Below are 18954 nucleotides of genomic sequence, written 5' to 3'. Positions count from 1 at the left end.
CCAGCTGACTGCTAGATTACAACTTTGTCAGGTTGCGCCCTTATCGCAGAACCCACGGTATAAAGCCCGTCGTACCACATTACCAAGAGTCGCCCATGAAACTGCTGATCGTCGAAGACCAACTGAAAACCGGCCACTACCTGCGCCAGGGCCTGGCCGAAGCGGGTTTTACCACCGAGTTGGTGGCCGACGGCATCACCGGGCAACACCTGGCATTGACCGGTGACTACGACCTGCTGATTCTGGACGTGATGCTGCCGGGCCGCGATGGCTGGCAAATCCTGCAAGCAGTGCGGGGTGCTGGCCTGGAGATTCCAGTGCTGTTCCTCACCGCCCGCGATGCGGTGGAAGACCGCGTGCACGGCCTGGAGCTGGGCGCCGACGATTACCTGGTCAAGCCCTTCGCCTTTTCCGAACTGCTGGCGCGGGTGCGCAGCCTCTTGCGCCGAGGTGGCAGCGCGCCCCAGGAAACCTCCCTGCAGCTGGCCGACCTGCGCCTGGACCTGATACGCCGTCGTGTCGAGCGCAACGGCCAACGCATCGACCTCACCGCCAAGGAGTTTTCCCTGCTGGAACTGCTGCTGCGCCGTCAGGGCGAAGTGCTGCCCAAGTCACTGATCGCCTCCCAGGTCTGGGACATGAATTTCGACAGCGACACCAACATCATCGAAGTCGCCATCCGCCGACTGCGCCTGAAAGTCGACGATAACTACCCCAACAAACTGATCCATACCGTACGCGGCATGGGCTATGTGCTGGAGGAACGATGCAGTTGATTCAGCGCCTGTCTCTCACCAGCCGCCTGGCGCTGCTGTTTGCCGCCTGCACCGCCGTGGTCTCGTTGCTCGCTGGCGTGTTGTTCAACCGCGCCAGCGAAGCGCACTTTGTCGAGCTGGATCAGCAACTGCTCGATAGCAAACTGAGCGCCTTGCGCAGCACCTTGCAAGGCGTCGACACACCGCAGTTGTTCGCCCAACGGCAAGCGCAGTTGCGCGCAGAACTCAATCGCCAACCCGATCTCGCCCTGCGTATCAGCGCGGCCGGCCAGCGTTGGCTGGATGGCGCACCGGGCGTCGCGCTACCCGACTCCCCCGGCCTGCACCGCGTGCAGAGCGCCGGTACGGACTATCGCGTGTACAACGTGCCGCTGATCGCCGGCCAGCCGGATTCGCCACGCCTGAGCCTGATGCTCGACATCACCCACCATCAGCACTTTCTGCAACGCATGCAGCACCTGATCTGGCTCACCGTCGGCCTCTCGGCCCTGGCCACCGCACTGCTCGGTGCCTGGGCCGCACGCAGTGGGTTGCGGCCCTTGCGGCGCATGGGGGAAGTGGCCGCGAGTGTGTCAGCCCACTCCCTGACCCAGCGTCTGCCGCAGCAACAGATGCCAGCGGAACTGGCAGATCTGGCCCAAGCTTTCAACGCCATGCTCGAACGCCTGGACGATGCCTTTCAGCGTCTCTCGGCCTTCTCCGCCGATATCGCCCATGAACTACGCACGCCACTGTCGAACCTGCTCACCCACACCCAGGTCATCCTCACCCAACCGCGCCCGCTGGAGGATTACCGTGAGGCACTGCACAGCAACCTCGAAGAGCTGCAATGGATGGCGCAGCTTGTAAACGACATGTTGTATCTGGCCAAGGCCGATCACGGCTTGCTGGTACCCAAGCGCGAGTCGCTGGCCCTGGCCGATGAAGTGGATGCGTTGCTGGAGTTTTTTGCGTTGCTCGCAGAAGACGCGCAAATCAGTCTGGTGCGCGAAGGCACGGCTCACGTCGCCGGGGACCGCGGCATGTTGCGTCGGGCGTTGTCGAACTTGCTGGATAACGCGATGCGGTTTACCCCGGTGGGGGGCGAGGTGCGAGTACGGATTGAAGATGGCATAAGGCTGACTGTTGAGAACAGCGGCGAAGGTATTCCTGCGCAGTTACTGCCAAGGTTGTTTGATCGATTTTACCGGGCTGATCCGGCGCGGCATGAGGGCAGCAGCGAGCATGCGGGGCTGGGGTTGGCGATTACGCAGTCGATTGTGCGAGCGCACGGGGGGAGGATTTTTTGTGAATCTGAAGCAGGATGGACAAGGTTTGTGATTGAGTTGCCCAAGGTCGATTGATGCAAGCAGTGCCGGCCCAATCGGGGGCAAGCCCCCTCCCACATTTAGATTTGTGAATACAGTCAAATGTGGGAGCTGGCTTGCCTGCGATAGCGGCCTAAAGCCTTACGAATATCTCAGCGCATGCGCCGGCTCAATCTTCGCCGCCCGATACGCCGGATACAGCGTCGCCAAAAAGCTCAACACAAACCCCGCCGTGCAAATCAGCACCACATCCCCACCTTGCAGCTCCGAAGGCAGGTTGCTGACAAAGTACACGTCCGAACTGAAGATATGCTGCCCGGTCACCCGCTCCACCCAGCCCACCAGCTCACTCACGTTCAGCGCCGCAATCACCCCCAGCACGCCGCCGATCAGGGTGCCGACGATGCCGATGACGGTGCCCTGCACCATGAAGATCGCCATGATCTGCCGTGGCGTGGCGCCGATGGTGCGCAAGATCGCGATGTCCGCGCCCTTGTCGTTCACCACCATGATCAAGGTGGCGATGATGTTGAACGCGGCGACCGCGACAATCATCAGCAGCAACAGGCCGATCATGGTTTTTTCCATCTTCATCGCGCTGAACAGGCTGCCCTGGGTGTGGGTCCAGTCATCGGCCTTGTAGGCCGCGCCCAGGCTGGCGGCGACATCGGCCGAGACCTTGGGCGCCGCGTAAAGGTCTTTCACCGCCAGGCGCACGCTCTGCACCTGGTTCGGCTGCCAGTGCTGGATCTCGGCCGCGTCAGCCATATGGATCAGCGCCATGGAGCCATCCAGCTCGGCGCCGACCTTAAAGATGCCCACCACGTTCAAGCGCTGCATGCGCGGGGTGATGCCACCGGGTGCGGTGCTGATTTCCGGCACGATCAGGGTCAGCTTGTCACCCACGCTCAAGCGAAAACGCCGCGCGGTGATTTCACCCACCACCACGCCGAACTCACCGGCTTTCAGGTCTTCGAGTTTACCCTGCACGATATGCTGGGCAACGATCGATACCTTGCCTTCCTGGGCCGGGTCGACGCCGCTGATCTCGATCGGCTGCATCGCCCCCTTGTAGGAGAACATGCCATCCATCTGCGTGAAGGGTACTGCGGCAGTCACCTCAGGGTTCTTCATCGCCGCAGCGGCCACCGGCTGCCAATCATCAATCGGGTTGACACCGACGATAGTGGCGTGGGGCACCATACCCAGGATGCGCGAGCTCATTTCACGCTGGAAGCCGTTCATTACCGACAACACCACAATCATCGCCAGCACACCCAGGGCGAGGCCGATCATCGAGGTCATCGAGATAAACGAAACAAAACGGTTGCGGCGCTTGGCGCGGGTATAGCGCGTGCCGATGAAAATCGATAACGGTCTGAACATTCGCGGGCACCGTTGAAAAAATAGAAAACCCGGCGTCAGACACCGGGTTTGAAACAGGTCAGATGGCGACCAGATGACCTTCCTGCAGGTGCAACACGCGGTCCATCTGGCGGGCCATGCTCATGTCATGGGTCACCACCAGGAACGCGGTGCGCATCTGGGTGCTCAGCTCCAGCATCAAGTCCTTGATGCCCTGGGCCGTGTGGGAGTCGAGGTTGCCAGTCGGTTCGTCGAGCATCACCAGGCCTGGGTTGTTGACCAACGCACGGGCGATGGCCACACGTTGGCGCTCGCCGCCCGACAGTTCAGCCGGCTTGTGCTCCAGGCGATGGCCCAAACCGACACGCTCAAGCAGCGCCTTGGCACGCTGGCGGGCCTCAGGGATCGCGGTCTTGCCGATCAACAGCGGCATGCACACGTTTTCCAGCGCGGTGAATTCCGGCAACAAGTGGTGGAACTGGTACACAAAGCCGAGGGAGCGGTTACGCAACTGACCACGAGCCTTTTCACCAAGGGCCGACAGCTCTTCGCCCGCCAGCCACACACTGCCCTGGGACGGCGTATCAAGGCCGCCCAACAGGTTCAGCAAGGTACTTTTGCCAGAGCCGGAACTGCCGACAATCGCCACGCGCTCGCCGGGGTGCAGCTCCAGTTGCAGGTTGGCCAGCACCACCACCGATTCCGGGCCTTCCTCGTAGGATTTGCCCAGGTTGCGGCAGCTCAAGATTGCTTTTTCACTCATGCCCGATTCACTCATAACGTAAGGCCTGTGCTGGCTGGGTACGTGCCGCGCGCCAGGCTGGATACAGGGTGGCAAGGAAGCTCAATACCAACGCAGCGCCGCCCACCATCAACACGTCCTGGGTTTGCACCTGGGACGGCAAGTAATCGATGAAGTAGACGTCGGCGTTGAGAAATTTGTGACCGATCAGGGTTTCGAGCCCGGCAATGGCGGCGCTCACATTCAGCGCAGCCAGGATGCCGACCGCCGTGCCGATCAAGGTGCCGACCACGCCGATCACCGTGCCCTGCACCATGAAGATCGCCATGATCTGCCCCGGCGTGGCGCCAAGGGTGCGCAGGATGGCAATGTCACCCTTCTTGTCATTCACCACCATCACCAGCGTGGAGATGATGTTGAACGCAGCTACGGCGACGATCAGCAGCAACAACAGGCCGATCATGGCTTTTTCCATGCGGATCGCCTGGTACAGGTTGCCGTGGGTGCGGGTCCAGTCGCGGGCGTAATACTGGCTCTCGCCAAGATGCTGGGCGATGTCCCACGCGGCACGCGGCGCGTCGAACAGGTCGTTGAACTTCAGGCGCAGGCCTTGTACCTGGTCTGGCTGCCAGCGATGCAGGCGGGCCAGGTCGGTGAGATTGGTGAGGCCGAGGTAACCGTCGATCTCGCCGGCGCCGACGTGGAAGGTGCCCACCACGGTAAAGCGCTTCATGCGCGGGAACATGCCGGCCGGGGTCACGGTGACTTCCGGCGCGACGAAGGTCAGCTTGTCGCCGAGCGTCACACCGAGCTTGGCCGCCGCCTTGTCGCCGATCACGATGCCAAACTCGCCGGGGGCCAGGTCATCGAGTTTGCCTTGCAGCATGAACTTGTCGATGATCGAAACCTTGCGCTCCTGGGCCGGATCGATGGCATTGAGCAGGATTTTCTGCACCTTGCCATTATTGGTCAGCAACCCCTGCATCTGGGTGAATGGCGCGACGGCCACTACCTTGGGGTTCTGCTTGACCTTGTCGGCCAGGCTTTGCCAGTCACTGATGGGCGCGTCGCCCTCAATGGTCGCGTGGGGCACCATGCCCAGCACGCGGGTGCGCATTTCATGATCGAAGCCGTTCATCACCGACAGCACCACGATCATCACGACCACGCCCAAGGCGAGCCCGATCATCGAGGTCAAGGAAATGAACGACACAAAATGATTGCGACGTTTTGCACGGGTATAACGCGTGCCGATAAATACGAAGAGAGGTCTGAACATGTCGGGGCTTGTTCGGAGGAAAAGAAGACGTCCCGGTGGCGGGGTCTGATAAGCAGCTTTACACTCAGACCATTAACGCTAGCTGGGGTTCGCCATGTCGACATTAGATGAAGAAGAGCGCCGCGAATACTACCGTATCGACGACATGATCGCACTTCAAATCAAAAGCCTGTCTGCCCCCGAAGCGGCGAGCAAGGAAGTGTTGCTGGATGATTCGCCGCTGTTCAATCTGCTCAGTGAGTTGCACTTGAGCGAATTCGAGGCCCAGCACCTGCTGCGCCAGATTAGCGAGAAAGATCGCAGCCTGGCGGCCTTCCTCAAAGTCCAGAACAAACGCCTTGACCTCCTTAGCCAGGTTATGGCGCAAAGCCTGCGCAATGAAGTCGGTGCGCCACAGCCGGTGATCATTTCCGAAGGCGGCATCGACTTCCAACACCCGACCGCCCTCGCCCCTGGCGCACACCTGGCGATCAAGCTGGTGCTGATGCCCCAGGCGCTCGGCCTGTTGCTGCGTGCGCGAGTGACGCATTGCGACCCCAAGGGTGACGGTTTTGATGTGGGCACTGAGTTCGAATCCATGACCGACGCCCAGCGCCAGCTGCTGGCGCGCTACATCTTGCAGAAACAAGCCCAGGAACGCCGCCTGGCGCGGGAACAAAGCGACGCCCAAGACACCTGAATAGCATTCACCCCGCCAGACGAGCTGGCGCATAGGAGCAACTGTGACCCTGATCTACGGCCACCGCGGTGCCAAAGGCGAAGCACCGGAAAACACCCTGACCAGCTTTCAGGAGTGCCTCAAGCACGGCGTACGCCGCTGCGAATTGGATTTGCACCTGTCCATGGACGGCGAGTTGATGGTCATCCACGACCCCACCCTCAAACGCACCACCGACCGGCGCGGCAAGGTCGTCGAGTATTCGGCAGCAGACCTGGTGAAAATGGACGCACGCAAAGGCGGCCCGGGCTGGATCAAGCCCTGCCCGATCCCACGCCTGGAAGAGCTGTTCGAAAAATGCGACTTCGATCACTGGCAACTGGAAGTCAAAAGCGCCTCGCGCACCCGCGCAGCCACCACGGTACTTGCGATTCGCGAAATGGCCGTGCGCTTTGGCCTGATGGACAAGGTCACTGTGACCTCAAGCTCGCGGGAAGTATTGAAGGCAGCCGTTGAGCTCACCCCCGACCTGTCACGCGGCCTGGTGGCCGAATACGCCTGGCTCGACCCGTTGAAGGTCGCACAGAACTACGGTTGCGAGTATTTGGCGTTGAACTGGACGTTGTGCACCCCTGAGCGTCTGGAAAAAGCCCAGCGCCAGGGCTTGCACGTGTCCGTATGGACGGTCAACGAACCTGCGCTGATGCGCAGGCTCGCCGACTTCGGCGTAGATAGCCTGATTACAGACTTTCCCGGTTTGGCCACTGCCACTCTCGAGAATTACTGAAATCGGTCTCCCCGGCCGGCTCAGGCCACCGGCCGGAGCCGCTCAAAAAAGCCGGTTGAGGCCGTCGTAGGCCGCTACCCGGTAGGCTTCAGCCATGGTCGGGTAGTTGAACGTGGTGTTCACAAAATACTTGAGGGTATTGAGTTCACCCGGCTGGTTCATGATGGCCTGGCCGATGTGCACGATCTCCGAAGCCTGGTAGCCGAAGCAATGCACGCCGAGGACTTCCAGGGTTTCACGGTGGAACAGGATCTTCAGCATGCCCTGAGGCTCACCGGCGATCTGTGCACGCGCCATGCTCTTGAAGAACGCCTTGCCCACTTCGTAAGGCACTTTGGCCTTGGTCAGTTCGTGCTCGTTCTTGCCGATGGAGCTGATCTCGGGAATGGTGTAGATCCCGGTCGGCACATCGTTTACATAGCGCCAGCTGCCATTGTCGACGATGCTGCCAGCAGCCGAACGGCCCTGGTCATGCGCCGCACTGGCCAGGCTTGGCCAGCCGATCACGTCACCGGCGCCGTAGATGTTCGCTACGCAGGTACGGTAGTTCTCATCCACTTCGATCTGGCCACGGCTGTTGACCTTCACGCCGATGTTTTCCATACCCAGCTTGTCGGTGTTGCCGGTACGGCCGTTGCACCACAGCAAGGCGTCGGCCTTGATCTTCTTGCCGGACTTGAGGTGCAGGATCACGCCGTTGTCCAGGCCTTCGACCCGCTCATACTCTTCGTTATGGCGCACGGTGATGTTGTTGTTACTGAAGTGGTAGCTCAACGCCTGGGAAATTTCCGAGTCGAGGAAGCTCAGCAACTGGTCGCGGTTGTCCACCAATTCAACCAGCACACCCAGGCCGCTGAAGATCGAGGCGTATTCACAGCCGATCACGCCGGCGCCGTAGATGATCAGTTTGCGCGGGGTGTGGCCCAGGCTCAGGATGGTGTCGCTATCGTAGATACGCGGGTGGTGAAAATCGATATCGGCCGGGCGATACGGGCGCGAACCTGTGGCGATGATGATGTGCTTGGCCACCAGCTTCTCGACCACGCCGTTGGGGCAGACCACTTCGATGGTTTGCTCGTCGGCGAAGCTGCCGGTGCCGAAGAACAAATCGACACGGTTACGGGCGTAGTAGCCAGTGCGCGATGCGACTTGCTTGGAGATGACTTTCTCGGCGCTTTTGAGCACGTCCGGGAACGAGAACCAGCGCGGCTCACCAATGGCCCGGAACATCGGGTTGGTGTTGAACTGCATGATCTGGCGCACTGAGTGACGCAAGGCCTTGGACGGGATGGTACCCAGGTGGGTGCAGTTGCCGCCGACCTGGCGACGGCTATCGACCATCGCCACCTTGCGCCCAGCTTTGGCGGCGTTCATCGCCGCACCTTCTCCAGCTGGGCCGGAACCCAGTACCACCACGTCGTAGTTGTAGACAGCCATGCGTACTCCTCAGAACAGGCCAGGCGCACGGTTGGGACGCCTGGCTAAATCATGCCGCGGCCAGCGGTCATGAAGGACATTTTGGCTCAAGTGTGTGAACCGGGGCACAGTCTATATAAGGCTCAACGCCGCGCACATTAACCCTTGGTCGCGTCGTAGGCCAGTTTTGCCGTCACTACAGGGTAAGGAAAATGCAATTACACTGCCAGCACGCACCTTTTACAGGACTGGCCATTATGCGACATGTCGCTTTGTGTTTATTACTGATGTTGTCGGTCGCGGTGCAGGCCAATGAGGCGGACCGGCTTCGGCAGGCCGGTTTTGCTGCGCAATCCCATGGATCAGCCCTGAAAAACCAGGTGGTGCTGACCTACCTCTGGGCGGATGTCTACGCGGCAGCGCTGTACGCCCCCGCCGACGTGCGCGCAAGGCTTGCCTGGGAGCAACAAACGGATCTGCGCCTTGAGCTGTATTACTTTCGCGATATCGACCGCAGCGATGTGATCAAGGCCGCCAATACCACGTTGAAGCGCCAGCAAGTCAGCGCCCGATTGAAGCCAGAGGTGGACATGCTGCATGCGCGCTTTCGCGACATCCAAAAGGGTGATCGCTATGCGCTGGATTTTCGCCCTGGGCGTGGGTTGAATCTGGAGATCAATGGGGAGGTGGTGTTCAGTAGCCCCGATGTTGGATTGGCGAAGGCTTACCTGGGGATTTGGTTGGCGCCCAAGGGGTTGTCGGAGGGGTTGCTGGATTAGCAGGGTGTCAGTTCTGGCCTCATCGGGGGCAAGCCCCCTCCCACATTTGACTGTATTCACATATCTAGACCTGTGAACACAGTCAGTGTGGGAGGGGGCTTGCCCCCGATGAGGCCCTGTCAGGCAGCACAAAACTCCCAGGCATAAAAAAGCCCCGAACCAGTCGGGGCCTTTTCATTTACTGCAAAGGGTTAGCGCGGAAACGCAGGCGGGTTAACCCCAGCCATGTCTTCCATCACGCGAACCACCTGGCAGCTGTAGCCGAACTCGTTGTCGTACCACACGTACAGCACAACACGGTTGTCCTGGGTGATGGTCGCCTCGGCGTCCACCACACCGGCGTGGCGCGAGCCAACGAAGTCGGTGGAGACCACTTCCTGCGAGTTGACGAAGTCGATTTGCTTATGCAGATCGGAGTGCAGCGCCATGTAGCGCAGGTACTCGTTCATCTCTTCGCGGGTGGCGGCTTTCTCAAGGTTCAGGTTGAGAATGGCCATCGACACGTTTGGCGTCGGGACGCGGATCGCGTTGCCGGTCAGCTTGCCGGCCAGCTCAGGCAGGGCCTTGGCAGCAGCGGTGGCAGCACCGGTCTCGGTGATCACCATGTTCAACGCGGCGCTACGGCCACGGCGATCGCCTTTGTGGAAGTTGTCGATCAGGTTCTGGTCGTTGGTGTACGAGTGAACCGTCTCAACGTGACCGTTAACGATACCGAACTTGTCATTCACAGCTTTCAGCACCGGCACGATGGCGTTGGTGGTGCAGGAAGCGGCGGACACGATCTTGTCGTCAGCGGTGATTTCGCCATGGTTGATGCCATGCACGATGTTCTTCAGCTTGCCCTTGCCCGGTGCGGTCAGGACAACGCGGTCGATACCCGGGCAGGTCAGGTGCTGGCCCAGGCCCTCGGCATCACGCCATACGCCGGTGTTGTCCACCAGCAGGGCGTCCTTGATGCCGTACTGGGTGTAGTCCACCTCAGTCGGGTTCTTCGCGTAGATCACCTGGATCAGGTTACCGTTGGCGGTAATGGTGTTGTTTTCTTCGTCGATGACGATGGTGCCGTTGAACGGACCGTGCACCGAGTCACGACGCAGCAGGCTGGCGCGCTTGGTCAGGTCGTTCTCGGCACCTTTGCGCACAACAATGGCACGCAGGCGCAGGCCGTCGCCGCCACCGGTTTTTTCGATCAGGATACGCGCCAGCAGGCGGCCGATACGACCGAAGCCGTACAGCACAACGTCAGTGCCTTTACGGGCAGCGGCGTTTTGCTGGCCAACCACGTCAGCCATCTCTTCGCGTACGAACTGCTCAGCGCTACGGCCAGCACCTTCTTTACGGAATTTGTAGGCCAACTTGCCCAGGTCTACCGAAGCCGCGCCGAGCTTGAGCTCGCTCATGGCTTTGAGCAGTGGGAATGTTTCGTGGACGGAGAGTTCGCTGTCGTCGGCAGAACGATGACGCGCAAAGCGGTGAGCTTTGAGAATCGCGATGACAGACTGGTTGATCAGGCTGCGGCCATAGATCGAGCTCACCACATTGTTATTGCGGTACAGCTGGCCGATAAGCGGAATCATCGCTTCTGCGAGTGCTTCACGGTCGATCCATTCACCAAGACACTGGTCGGGCTTCTGAGTCACGGGAACCTTCCACATGTAGGGGCAGAAAAAAGGGGCTACATTATGCCGCCCGACTGCCCTCTGAGCAATGCGCGCCCCGCAACAAAAACAGCTTGCGAAAAAATGACACCGCGCTGGAGCCCAGTAAATACGCGGGTTCCAGAAGGCCACTAGTTAAGCGACAACGCCAACTTGTCCGTAACTCTCCGAAAACCTCGCAGGTTTTGGCACTACATATTGAGTCAAAACCCGCCATTGTTTGTCTTAGCCACTACATTTCCTACAAACCGTATTAGGCTCAGTCAGCAACTGACAGACGGCGCCTCGCACCGTTACAATTACCGACTTTGTCGCAACGCTTGGAGCTCAACCTTCCGTGCCCGTCCTGCGTCTACCGCTACTCCCTGCTGCGGCAGGCAAACAGCACTGGGGCAACCTGCCCGGTGCCGCCCTGAGCCTGGCCATTGCCGAGGCTGCCAGCGCAGCCAAGCGCTTTACCTTGCTGCTGACCGCCGACAGCCAAAGTGCCGAACGGCTGGAGCAGGAGCTGAGCTTCTTCGCCCCCGATTTGCCGGTGCTGCATTTTCCCGACTGGGAAACCCTGCCCTACGACCTGTTCTCGCCGCACCAGGACATCATCTCCCAGCGCATCGCCAGCCTGTACCGCCTGCCGGAACTGGCCCACGGCGTGCTGGTGGTGCCGATCACCACGGCCTTGCATCGCCTGGCGCCGACCAAGTTCCTGCTGGGCAGCAGCCTGGTGCTGGATGTCGGCCAGAAGCTCGATGTGGAGCAAATGCGCACGCGCCTGGAAGCCAGCGGCTACCGCTGCGTCGACACGGTGTACGAGCACGGTGAGTTCGCGGTGCGCGGTGCGCTGATCGACCTGTTCCCGATGGGCAGCAAACTGCCCTACCGCATCGACCTGTTCGATGACGAAATCGAGACGCTGCGCACCTTCGATCCCGAGAACCAGCGTTCCATCGACAAGGTGGAATCGATCAAGCTGCTGCCCGCCCGCGAGTTCCCGCTGCAAAAAGACGCGGTCACGCGCTTCAAGGCGCGCTTTCGTGAACGCTTCGACGTCGACTTCCGCCGCTGCCCGATCTTCCAGGATTTAAGCAGCGGGATTACACCGGCCGGTATCGAGTACTACCTGCCGCTGTTCTTCGACGAAACCTCGACCCTGTTCGATTACCTGCCCCAGGACACCCAAGTGTTCTCGCTGCCGGGCATCGAGCAGGCGGCGGAAAACTTCTGGAACGACGTGCGCAACCGCTACGAAGAGCGCCGCGTCGATCCATCCCGACCTTTATTGCCGCCCGCCGAACTGTTCCTGCCGGTAGAAGACTGCTTCGCCCGCCTGAAAAGCTGGCCGCGCGTGGTCGCCAGCCAACAAGACGTGGACGCCGGCAGCGGCCGCGAGCGCTTCCCCGCGCAGGCACTGCCTAACCTGGCGATTGAAGCCAAGGCCAATCAGCCGCTGGAAGCGCTGTCCAACTTCCTCGGCGACTTCCCCGGCCGTGTGCTGTTTACCGCCGAATCCGCCGGCCGCCGTGAAGTGCTGCTGGAGCTGCTGGAACGCCTGAAGCTGCGCCCGAAAACCGTCGACAGCTGGCCAGACTTTGTAAAAGGTAAAGACCGCCTGGCGATCACCATCGCACCGCTGGACGAAGGCTTGCTGCTGGAAGACCCGGCCCTGGCGCTGATCGCCGAAAGCCCGTTGTTCGGCCAGCGCGTGATGCAGCGCCGTCGCCGCGAAAAACGCGCCGACGCCAACAACGACGCGGTGATCAAGAACCTCACCGAACTGCGCGAAGGCGCGCCGGTGGTGCACATCGACCACGGCGTGGGCCGCTACCTGGGCCTGCAAACCCTGGAGATCGACAACCAGGCCGCCGAATTCCTCACCATGGAATACGCCGAGGGCGCCAAGCTCTATGTGCCAGTGGCCAGCCTGCACCTGATCGCCCGCTACACCGGCAGCGACGACGCCCTGGCGCCGTTGCACCGCCTGGGTTCCGAAACCTGGCAGAAAGCCAAACGCAAAGCCGCCGAGCAGGTGCGCGATGTGGCCGCCGAACTGCTCGATATCTATGCCCGGCGTGCGGCACGCGAAGGCTACGCGTTTGCCGACCCGAAAGCCGACTACGCCACCTTCAGCGCAGGCTTTGCCTTCGAAGAAACCCCAGACCAGCAAACCACCATCGAAGCCGTACGCGCCGACATGCTCGCGCCCAAGCCGATGGACCGCCTGGTCTGCGGCGACGTGGGCTTCGGCAAGACCGAGGTGGCCATGCGCGCGGCCTTTATCGCCGTGCACGGCGGCCGCCAAGTAGCGATTTTGGTCCCAACCACCCTGCTCGCCCAACAGCACTACAACAGCTTCCGCGACCGTTTTGCCGATTGGCCGGTGACCGTCGAAGTGATGAGCCGCTTCAAGTCGGCCAAAGAAGTGAATGCTGCGGTTGCCGACTTGGCCGAAGGCAAGATCGACATCGTGATCGGCACCCACAAGCTGCTGTCGGACGATGTGAAGATCAAAAACCTGGGCCTGGTAATCATCGACGAAGAACACCGCTTTGGTGTGCGCCAGAAAGAACAGCTCAAGGCCCTGCGCAGTGAAGTCGACATTCTTACCCTCACCGCCACACCGATTCCGCGCACGCTGAATATGGCCGTGTCGGGCATGCGCGACTTGTCGATCATCGCCACGCCGCCGGCGCGCCGTTTGTCGGTGCGCACTTTCGTGATGGAGCAGAACAAAAGCACGGTCAAGGAAGCGCTGCTGCGCGAACTGCTGCGCGGTGGGCAGGTGTACTACCTGCACAACGACGTGAAGACCATCGAGAAATGCGCCGCCGACCTCGCTGAACTGGTGCCGGAGGCCCGTATCGCCATCGGCCACGGGCAGATGCGCGAACGTGAACTCGAACAAGTGATGAGCGACTTCTACCACAAGCGCTTCAACGTGCTGATCGCCTCGACCATCATCGAGACCGGCATCGACGTGCCGAGCGCCAACACCATCATCATCGAGCGGGCCGACAAGTTCGGCCTGGCGCAGTTGCACCAACTGCGCGGCCGCGTCGGGCGCAGTCACCACCAGGCCTATGCCTACTTGCTCACGCCGCCACGCCAACAGATCACCTCCGACGCAGAGAAGCGCCTGGAGGCCATCGCCAACACCCAGGACCTGGGCGCCGGTTTTGTACTGGCCACCAACGACCTGGAAATCCGTGGCGCCGGCGAATTGCTGGGCGACGGCCAGAGCGGGCAGATCCAGGCCGTGGGCTTCACCCTGTATATGGAGATGCTTGAGCGCGCCGTGAAAGCGATCCGCAAGGGTGAACAGCCAAACCTCGATCAACCGCTGGGCGGTGGCCCGGAAATCAACCTGCGCTTGCCAGCGTTGATCCCCGAAGACTACCTGCCGGATGTGCATGCACGCCTGATCCTGTACAAGCGCATCGCCTCGGCCACCGACGAAGAAGGTCTCAAGGACTTGCAGGTGGAGATGATCGACCGCTTCGGCCTGTTGCCGGAACCGACCAAGAACCTGGTGCGCCTGACCCTGCTCAAATTGCAGGCCGAGCAGTTGGGCATCAAGAAGGTCGATGCCGGGCCGCAAGGTGGGCGCATCGAATTCGAAGCGCAGACACCGGTAGACCCGTTGGTACTGATCAAGCTGATCCAGGGCCAGCCCAACCGCTACAAGTTCGAAGGGGCTACGCTGTTCAAGTTCATGGTGCCGATGGAACGCGCCGAAGAACGCTTTAATACATTGGAGGCGCTGTTTGAGCGCCTCATCCCCAAATCCGTTTGAAGGACGCCGTCATGCGCCTGTTCCGCATCCTGAGCCTGTTGTTGGTGGTCGTGGCCCCGTCGGCATTCGCCGACAGCCCGTACCAGGTGGAAATGATCCTGGTGCGCCAGAACGCGGAGCCGGTGATCAACAGCCGCGCTGCGCCGGAAAACTGGGATGCCGGGGCGGTACGCCTGGGCGATAAAATGAGCCCGCCACGCCTGAATAACATCGTCGACAAGCTGCGCGCTGACACCAGCTACACCGTGTTGGCGCACAAGGCGTGGGAGCAGAACCTCGGCGAGCAACCGGTAAAAATTGCTATCACCGATGGCCAGGAGCAGTTCGGCCAGTTCCCCATCGAGGGCGTACTGAGCTTGCAATTGGGGCGCTTCACCGACATCGACGCCAACTTCTGGATCAACCAGTTCGACAGCAACGGCAGCGTGATCGCCAGCGAACACCTGAGCCAGACCGACGTGCGCACCAAGAACAACCAGCTCAACTACCTGGACGGCGGCCACTTGGCGCTGCTGATCAAGATCACCTCGCTGACCGCCAAGCCACCCAGCGCGCCTCCGCCCGACATTCAGGACTGATCTAGCGCCATGCCCCTGACGTCGCCGTTGACCAAACCCCTGGCCCCGTCGTGGGCCAATCGCTTTAAAGAGCAAAGCCTTGAGCGCGGGCGGCGTTATGCCCTGGAAAACCGCGTGCGCATCGTCGAGTCCGGCGACAGCACCATCGTCGCCAGCTGCGAAGGCTCAGGCGGCAACGTTTATCGCCAGACCATTTCACTGCGCGAGTCAGCCAAGGGGGCACTGATCCTGGTGGACAGCCGCTGCACATGCCCGGTGCACACCAACTGCAAACACATCGCCGCCGTGTTGTTCAAGGTGCAGGAAACCCTGGCCTACCCCGCCGCCGCCCAGGACGCCGAACTGCTGGAAAAACTCCAGGCCGTGCTGGATAACCGCGTGACGTTACCGCAGGTGGTGATGGAGGATGTGCCGCCAGTGCCGCGACTGTGGCTGGCCAGCGTGGAGTTCAGCGCTTTTGAACCACGCAACGGCAAGATGCAGCGCTATATCCAGCACCGGGCGGCGCTGTCATTCAACTACCTGGGCAACTATGTCAGTGGGCAAAAGAACGCTGATATCGTGGTGCGCCAAGAAACCCAAAGCCTTCGCATCAAGCGGCACCCGGAGCTGGAGCAGCCGTATCGCGAGCAATTGCGTTTACTGGGTTTCAAGATCGCCACACGCCAGAGCAAAGCCCTGCCAGAGAGCGCCGGCGAGCTGTTCGAGATGGTCAATGACAGCGCCTGGTTGAACTTCACGTTAAATGCATCGCCTACCTTGCGCGCCGAGGGCTGGGAGTTGCAGATCGATGAAGACTTCGGCTTTGACCTCAGCGCCGTCGATGACTGGTACGCCACCGTCGATGAAGGACCGGAGCGTGATTGGTTTGATCTGGAGCTGGGGATTATCGTCAACGGTGAGCGGCTGAGCTTGCTGCCGATCCTGTTGAACCTTATGCGCTCCCACACCGAGATTCTCAACCCGGAGAAACTTGCGCGGCGTCGCGATGATGAACTGATCCTGGTGAATATTCCGGGCCTGCCCAATGGCCACGGCCCGCTGCAAGTGGCGCTGCCCTACGGCCGCTTGAAACCCGTGCTGGCAACCCTCGGTGAGTTTTACCTACAGGAATCCGGCACCACGACATTGCGCCTCGCCAAGGCCGATGCAATCCGCCTCAACCCGCTGGAAGACCTGCCCCTGCAATGGGAGGGCGGCGAGAAAATCCGCAACTTCGCCCAGCGCCTGCGGGACATCAAGGACTTCACCAGCGTGGCGCCCGAAGGGTTGAACGCGACCTTGCGCCCCTATCAGCTCGAAGGCTTGAGCTGGATGCAGTCGCTGCGCCAACTCGACGTCGGTGGGATTCTTGCCGATGACATGGGCCTGGGCAAAACCCTACAGACCCTAGCGCATATTCTCACCGAGAAAGCCGCCGGGCGCCTGGATCGACCGTGCATGGTGGTAATGCCCACCAGTTTGATTCCCAACTGGCTGGATGAAGCGGCGCACTTCACCCCACAGCTCAAGGTGCTGGCGCTGTATGGTGCTGGTCGCAAGAAACATTTCGCAAACCTGGCGGACTATGACCTGCTGCTGACCACCTATGCCCTGCTGCCCAAGGACATCGAACGGCTCGCCGCCCAGCCTTTGCATGTGCTGATCCTCGATGAAGCCCAGTACATCAAGAACCCGTCCAGCAAGGCCGCCCAAGCAGCGCGCGAGCTAAATGCACGACAACGCCTGTGCCTGAGCGGTACACCACTGGAGAACCACCTGGGCGAGTTATGGTCGCTGTTTCACTTCCTGCTGCCGGGCTGGCTGGGGGACGTGAAGAGTTTTAATCGTGATTACCGTGTGCCTATCGAAAAGCGCGCCAGTGATGTGCGATTGCAGCACCTTAATGGTCGGATCAAACCGTTTCTGCTACGCCGCACCAAAGAGCAAGTGGCTACTGAGCTGCCGCCCAAGACCGAAATCATCCATTGGGTCGACCTCAACGAAGCCCAGCGCGACGTATACGAAACCATGCGCCTGGCGATGGACAAGAAGGTCCGCGACGAAATCACCCGCAAGGGCGTGGCGCGCAGCCAAATCATTATTCTTGAGGCACTGCTCAAACTGCGCCAGGTGTGCTGCGATTTGCGCCTGATCAACGATGCCGCCCTGCCCGCCCGTGGCAGCAGCTCGGGCAAGCTCGACAGCCTGATGGAAATGCTCGATGAGTTGTTTGCCGAGGGACGGCGGATTTTGCTGTTTTCCCAGTTCACCTCGATGTTGAGCCTGATCGAAATCGAGCTGAAAAAACGTGATATTGCCTACGCCCTGCTGACCGGCCAGACCCGCGACCGGCGTACGCCCGTGAAGGACTTCCAGAGCGGCAAGCTACAGATCTTTCTGATTAGCCTGAAGGCTGGTGGCGTGGGCCTGAACCTGACTGAAGCCGATACCGTGATCCACTACGACCCGTGGTGGAACCCAGCCACGGAAAACCAGGCGACTGACCGTGCGTATCGCATAGGGCAAGAGAAGCCGGTGTTCGTTTACAAGATGATTGCCCGAGGCACGGTGGAGGAAAAAATCCAACACCTGCAGAAGGAAAAATCCGACCTGGCGGCGGGTGTATTGGACGGGCGTACGACGGGGGATTGGCAGTTGGGCAATGAAGATATCGAGGCGTTGTTTGCGCCGCTGCCCAACAAGCAAGAGAAGCGCTGACTGTTAGATCGCTATCGCGGGCAAGCCCGCTCCCACATTTGACTGCATTCCAAAGTTGGAACTCGGTCGAATGTGGGAGCTGGCTTGCCTGCGATGGCCGCGGCGCGGTCTTCAGCCGATCAACTGAGCATCACGCAACGCAGTCAGCGCTGCCAACCACCGGGGATCCTGCTTATAGTCCGTCGAAGCAATCGCCTGCCCACGCATCCGCGCAATCCGCGCCGACGGCGTAACCTTCATCCGCTGCGCAGCGCTCAGCGCCAGTTCAGCCGCCGCACGATCGTTGCACACCAGGCCCATGTCGCAACCAGCGGTCAGTGCAGCCTCAATCCGACTGGCCGCATCACCCACCACATGGGCACCGGCCATGGACAGGTCATCGCTGAAAATCACCCCATCGAACTGCAACTCGCCACGCAGGATGTCCTGCAACCAACGGCGCGAAAAACCGGCCGGCTGGGCATCAACCTGCGGGTAAATCACGTGGGCCGGCATCACAGCCGCCAGTTGCTTGCTCAGGCGTGCGAAAGGCACCAGGTCATTGGCACGAATCTGCTCCAGGCTGCGCTCATCATTGGGAATCGCAACGTGGGAATCCGCCTCAGCCCAACCGTGCCCTGGGAAGTGCTTGCCCGTGGCGGCCATGCCAGCGCTGTTCATGCCGCGAATGAAAGCGCCAGCGAGCACAGCAGCACGCTCAGGATCACCTTCGAAGGAACGGGTGCCCACCACGGCGCTGCGCTGGTAGTCCAGATCCAGCACCGGGGCGAAGCTCAGGTCCAGGCCTACGGCCAGCACTTCGGTGGCCATGATCCAGCCGCACTGCTCGGCCAGGTACTCGGCGTTGGGGTTGTCCGCCAGTGCACGCATAGCCGGGAGGCGCACAAAGCCTTGGCGTAGGCGCTGCACACGCCCGCCTTCCTGGTCGACCGCCAACAGCAAGTCCGGACGCACCGCCCGGATCGCGGCGCTCAATTCCCGCACCTGCCGCGGATGCTCGATATTGCGCGCAAAAATGATCAAGCCACCCACTTCAGGCTGGCGCAACAGGTGGCGATCCTCGGCCGTCAGCCAGGTGCCGGCAACGTCGACCATCAAAGAGCCTTGTAGGGCAGCAGTCAT

The 18954-nt window shown here is 60.8% G+C and carries 14 protein-coding genes; 8 read left to right on the top strand and 6 right to left on the bottom strand.

The window, feature by feature from the left end; translation table 11 throughout:
- Positions 1-95 precede the first annotated feature (95 nt).
- Together ICY20_RS04195 and ICY20_RS04190 are read left to right on the top strand one after the other, a co-directional pair.
- The gene (locus ICY20_RS04195; protein WP_159959389.1) at positions 96-776 is read left to right on the top strand and encodes a heavy metal response regulator transcription factor; all 681 of its coding nucleotides are present in this window, start codon (positions 96-98) and stop codon (positions 774-776) included.
- Positions 773-2119 (top strand): heavy metal sensor histidine kinase, encoded by a 1347-nt coding sequence (locus ICY20_RS04190; protein WP_194937101.1) that lies wholly within the window; start codon positions 773-775, stop codon positions 2117-2119. Before ICY20_RS04195 ends, ICY20_RS04190 begins: the two co-directional genes overlap by 4 nt.
- A gap of 105 nt (positions 2120-2224) precedes the next feature.
- Here the strand turns inward: ICY20_RS04190 and ICY20_RS04185 are convergent, their stop codons facing one another.
- From ICY20_RS04185 to ICY20_RS04175, 3 genes are read right to left on the bottom strand one after another with little or no spacing between them, the layout of a single operon-like run.
- Entirely contained in the window at positions 2225-3469 is a 1245-nt protein-coding gene (locus ICY20_RS04185) for a lipoprotein-releasing ABC transporter permease subunit (RefSeq protein ID WP_159959391.1), read from the bottom strand.
- A 58-nt stretch (positions 3470-3527) separates the two neighbouring features.
- Positions 3528-4211: a lipoprotein-releasing ABC transporter ATP-binding protein LolD gene (gene lolD / locus ICY20_RS04180; protein WP_163011976.1), complete on the bottom strand. Its 684-nt coding sequence runs from the start codon at positions 4209-4211 to the stop codon at positions 3528-3530.
- Between the two features lie 7 nt (positions 4212-4218).
- Positions 4219-5469 carry a lipoprotein-releasing ABC transporter permease subunit gene (locus ICY20_RS04175; RefSeq protein ID WP_194936989.1) on the bottom strand — a complete coding sequence of 417 codons (1251 nt, stop codon included), beginning with the start codon at positions 5467-5469 and terminating at the stop codon, positions 4219-4221.
- 94 nt (positions 5470-5563) lie between these two features.
- Between ICY20_RS04175 and ICY20_RS04170 the strand changes: the two genes are divergently transcribed.
- Both ICY20_RS04170 and ICY20_RS04165 read left to right on the top strand, forming a co-directional pair.
- Positions 5564-6148, top strand: coding sequence for a PilZ domain-containing protein (locus tag ICY20_RS04170; RefSeq protein WP_159959395.1), 585 nt, complete (start codon positions 5564-5566; stop codon positions 6146-6148).
- Positions 6149-6191: 43 nt separating this feature from the next.
- Complete coding sequence (locus ICY20_RS04165) at positions 6192-6914, top strand: glycerophosphodiester phosphodiesterase (protein WP_159959396.1); 723 nt, start codon at positions 6192-6194, stop codon at positions 6912-6914.
- A gap of 42 nt (positions 6915-6956) precedes the next feature.
- Here ICY20_RS04165 and sthA read toward each other — a convergent pair whose 3' ends face one another.
- The gene (sthA, locus tag ICY20_RS04160) at positions 6957-8351 is read right to left on the bottom strand and encodes a Si-specific NAD(P)(+) transhydrogenase (protein ID WP_016975273.1); all 1395 of its coding nucleotides are present in this window, start codon (positions 8349-8351) and stop codon (positions 6957-6959) included.
- A 236-nt stretch (positions 8352-8587) separates the two neighbouring features.
- Here sthA and ICY20_RS04155 point away from each other — a divergent pair, with 236 nt between their 5' ends.
- Positions 8588-9109 carry a chalcone isomerase family protein gene (locus tag ICY20_RS04155; protein ID WP_194936988.1) on the top strand — a complete coding sequence of 174 codons (522 nt, stop codon included), beginning with the start codon at positions 8588-8590 and terminating at the stop codon, positions 9107-9109.
- 191 nt (positions 9110-9300) lie between these two features.
- On the opposite strand, the gene ICY20_RS04150 is transcribed toward ICY20_RS04155, so the two are convergent.
- On the bottom strand, positions 9301-10764 hold the full coding sequence (locus ICY20_RS04150) for a glyceraldehyde-3-phosphate dehydrogenase (protein WP_053136545.1): 1464 nt from the start codon (positions 10762-10764) through the stop codon (positions 9301-9303).
- A gap of 340 nt (positions 10765-11104) precedes the next feature.
- Between ICY20_RS04150 and mfd the strand changes: the two genes are divergently transcribed.
- From mfd to ICY20_RS04135, 3 genes are read left to right on the top strand one after another with little or no spacing between them, the layout of a single operon-like run.
- Positions 11105-14554 carry a transcription-repair coupling factor gene (gene mfd / locus ICY20_RS04145; protein ID WP_159959402.1) on the top strand — a complete coding sequence of 1150 codons (3450 nt, stop codon included), beginning with the start codon at positions 11105-11107 and terminating at the stop codon, positions 14552-14554.
- Between the two features lie 11 nt (positions 14555-14565).
- On the top strand, positions 14566-15132 hold the full coding sequence (locus ICY20_RS04140; RefSeq protein WP_159959404.1) for a CsiV family protein: 567 nt from the start codon (positions 14566-14568) through the stop codon (positions 15130-15132).
- A 9-nt stretch (positions 15133-15141) separates the two neighbouring features.
- On the top strand, positions 15142-17832 hold the full coding sequence (locus ICY20_RS04135; protein WP_194936987.1) for a DEAD/DEAH box helicase: 2691 nt from the start codon (positions 15142-15144) through the stop codon (positions 17830-17832).
- Positions 17833-17943: 111 nt separating this feature from the next.
- On the opposite strand, the gene nagZ is transcribed toward ICY20_RS04135, so the two are convergent.
- Positions 17944-18954 (bottom strand): beta-N-acetylhexosaminidase, encoded by a 1011-nt coding sequence (gene nagZ, locus ICY20_RS04130; RefSeq protein ID WP_159959408.1) that lies wholly within the window; start codon positions 18952-18954, stop codon positions 17944-17946.

This window comes from Pseudomonas pisciculturae (genome assembly GCF_015461805.1).
Lineage (GTDB): Bacteria > Pseudomonadota > Gammaproteobacteria > Pseudomonadales > Pseudomonadaceae > Aquipseudomonas > Aquipseudomonas pisciculturae.
This window is presented reverse-complemented; position numbering and strand designations above follow the sequence as displayed.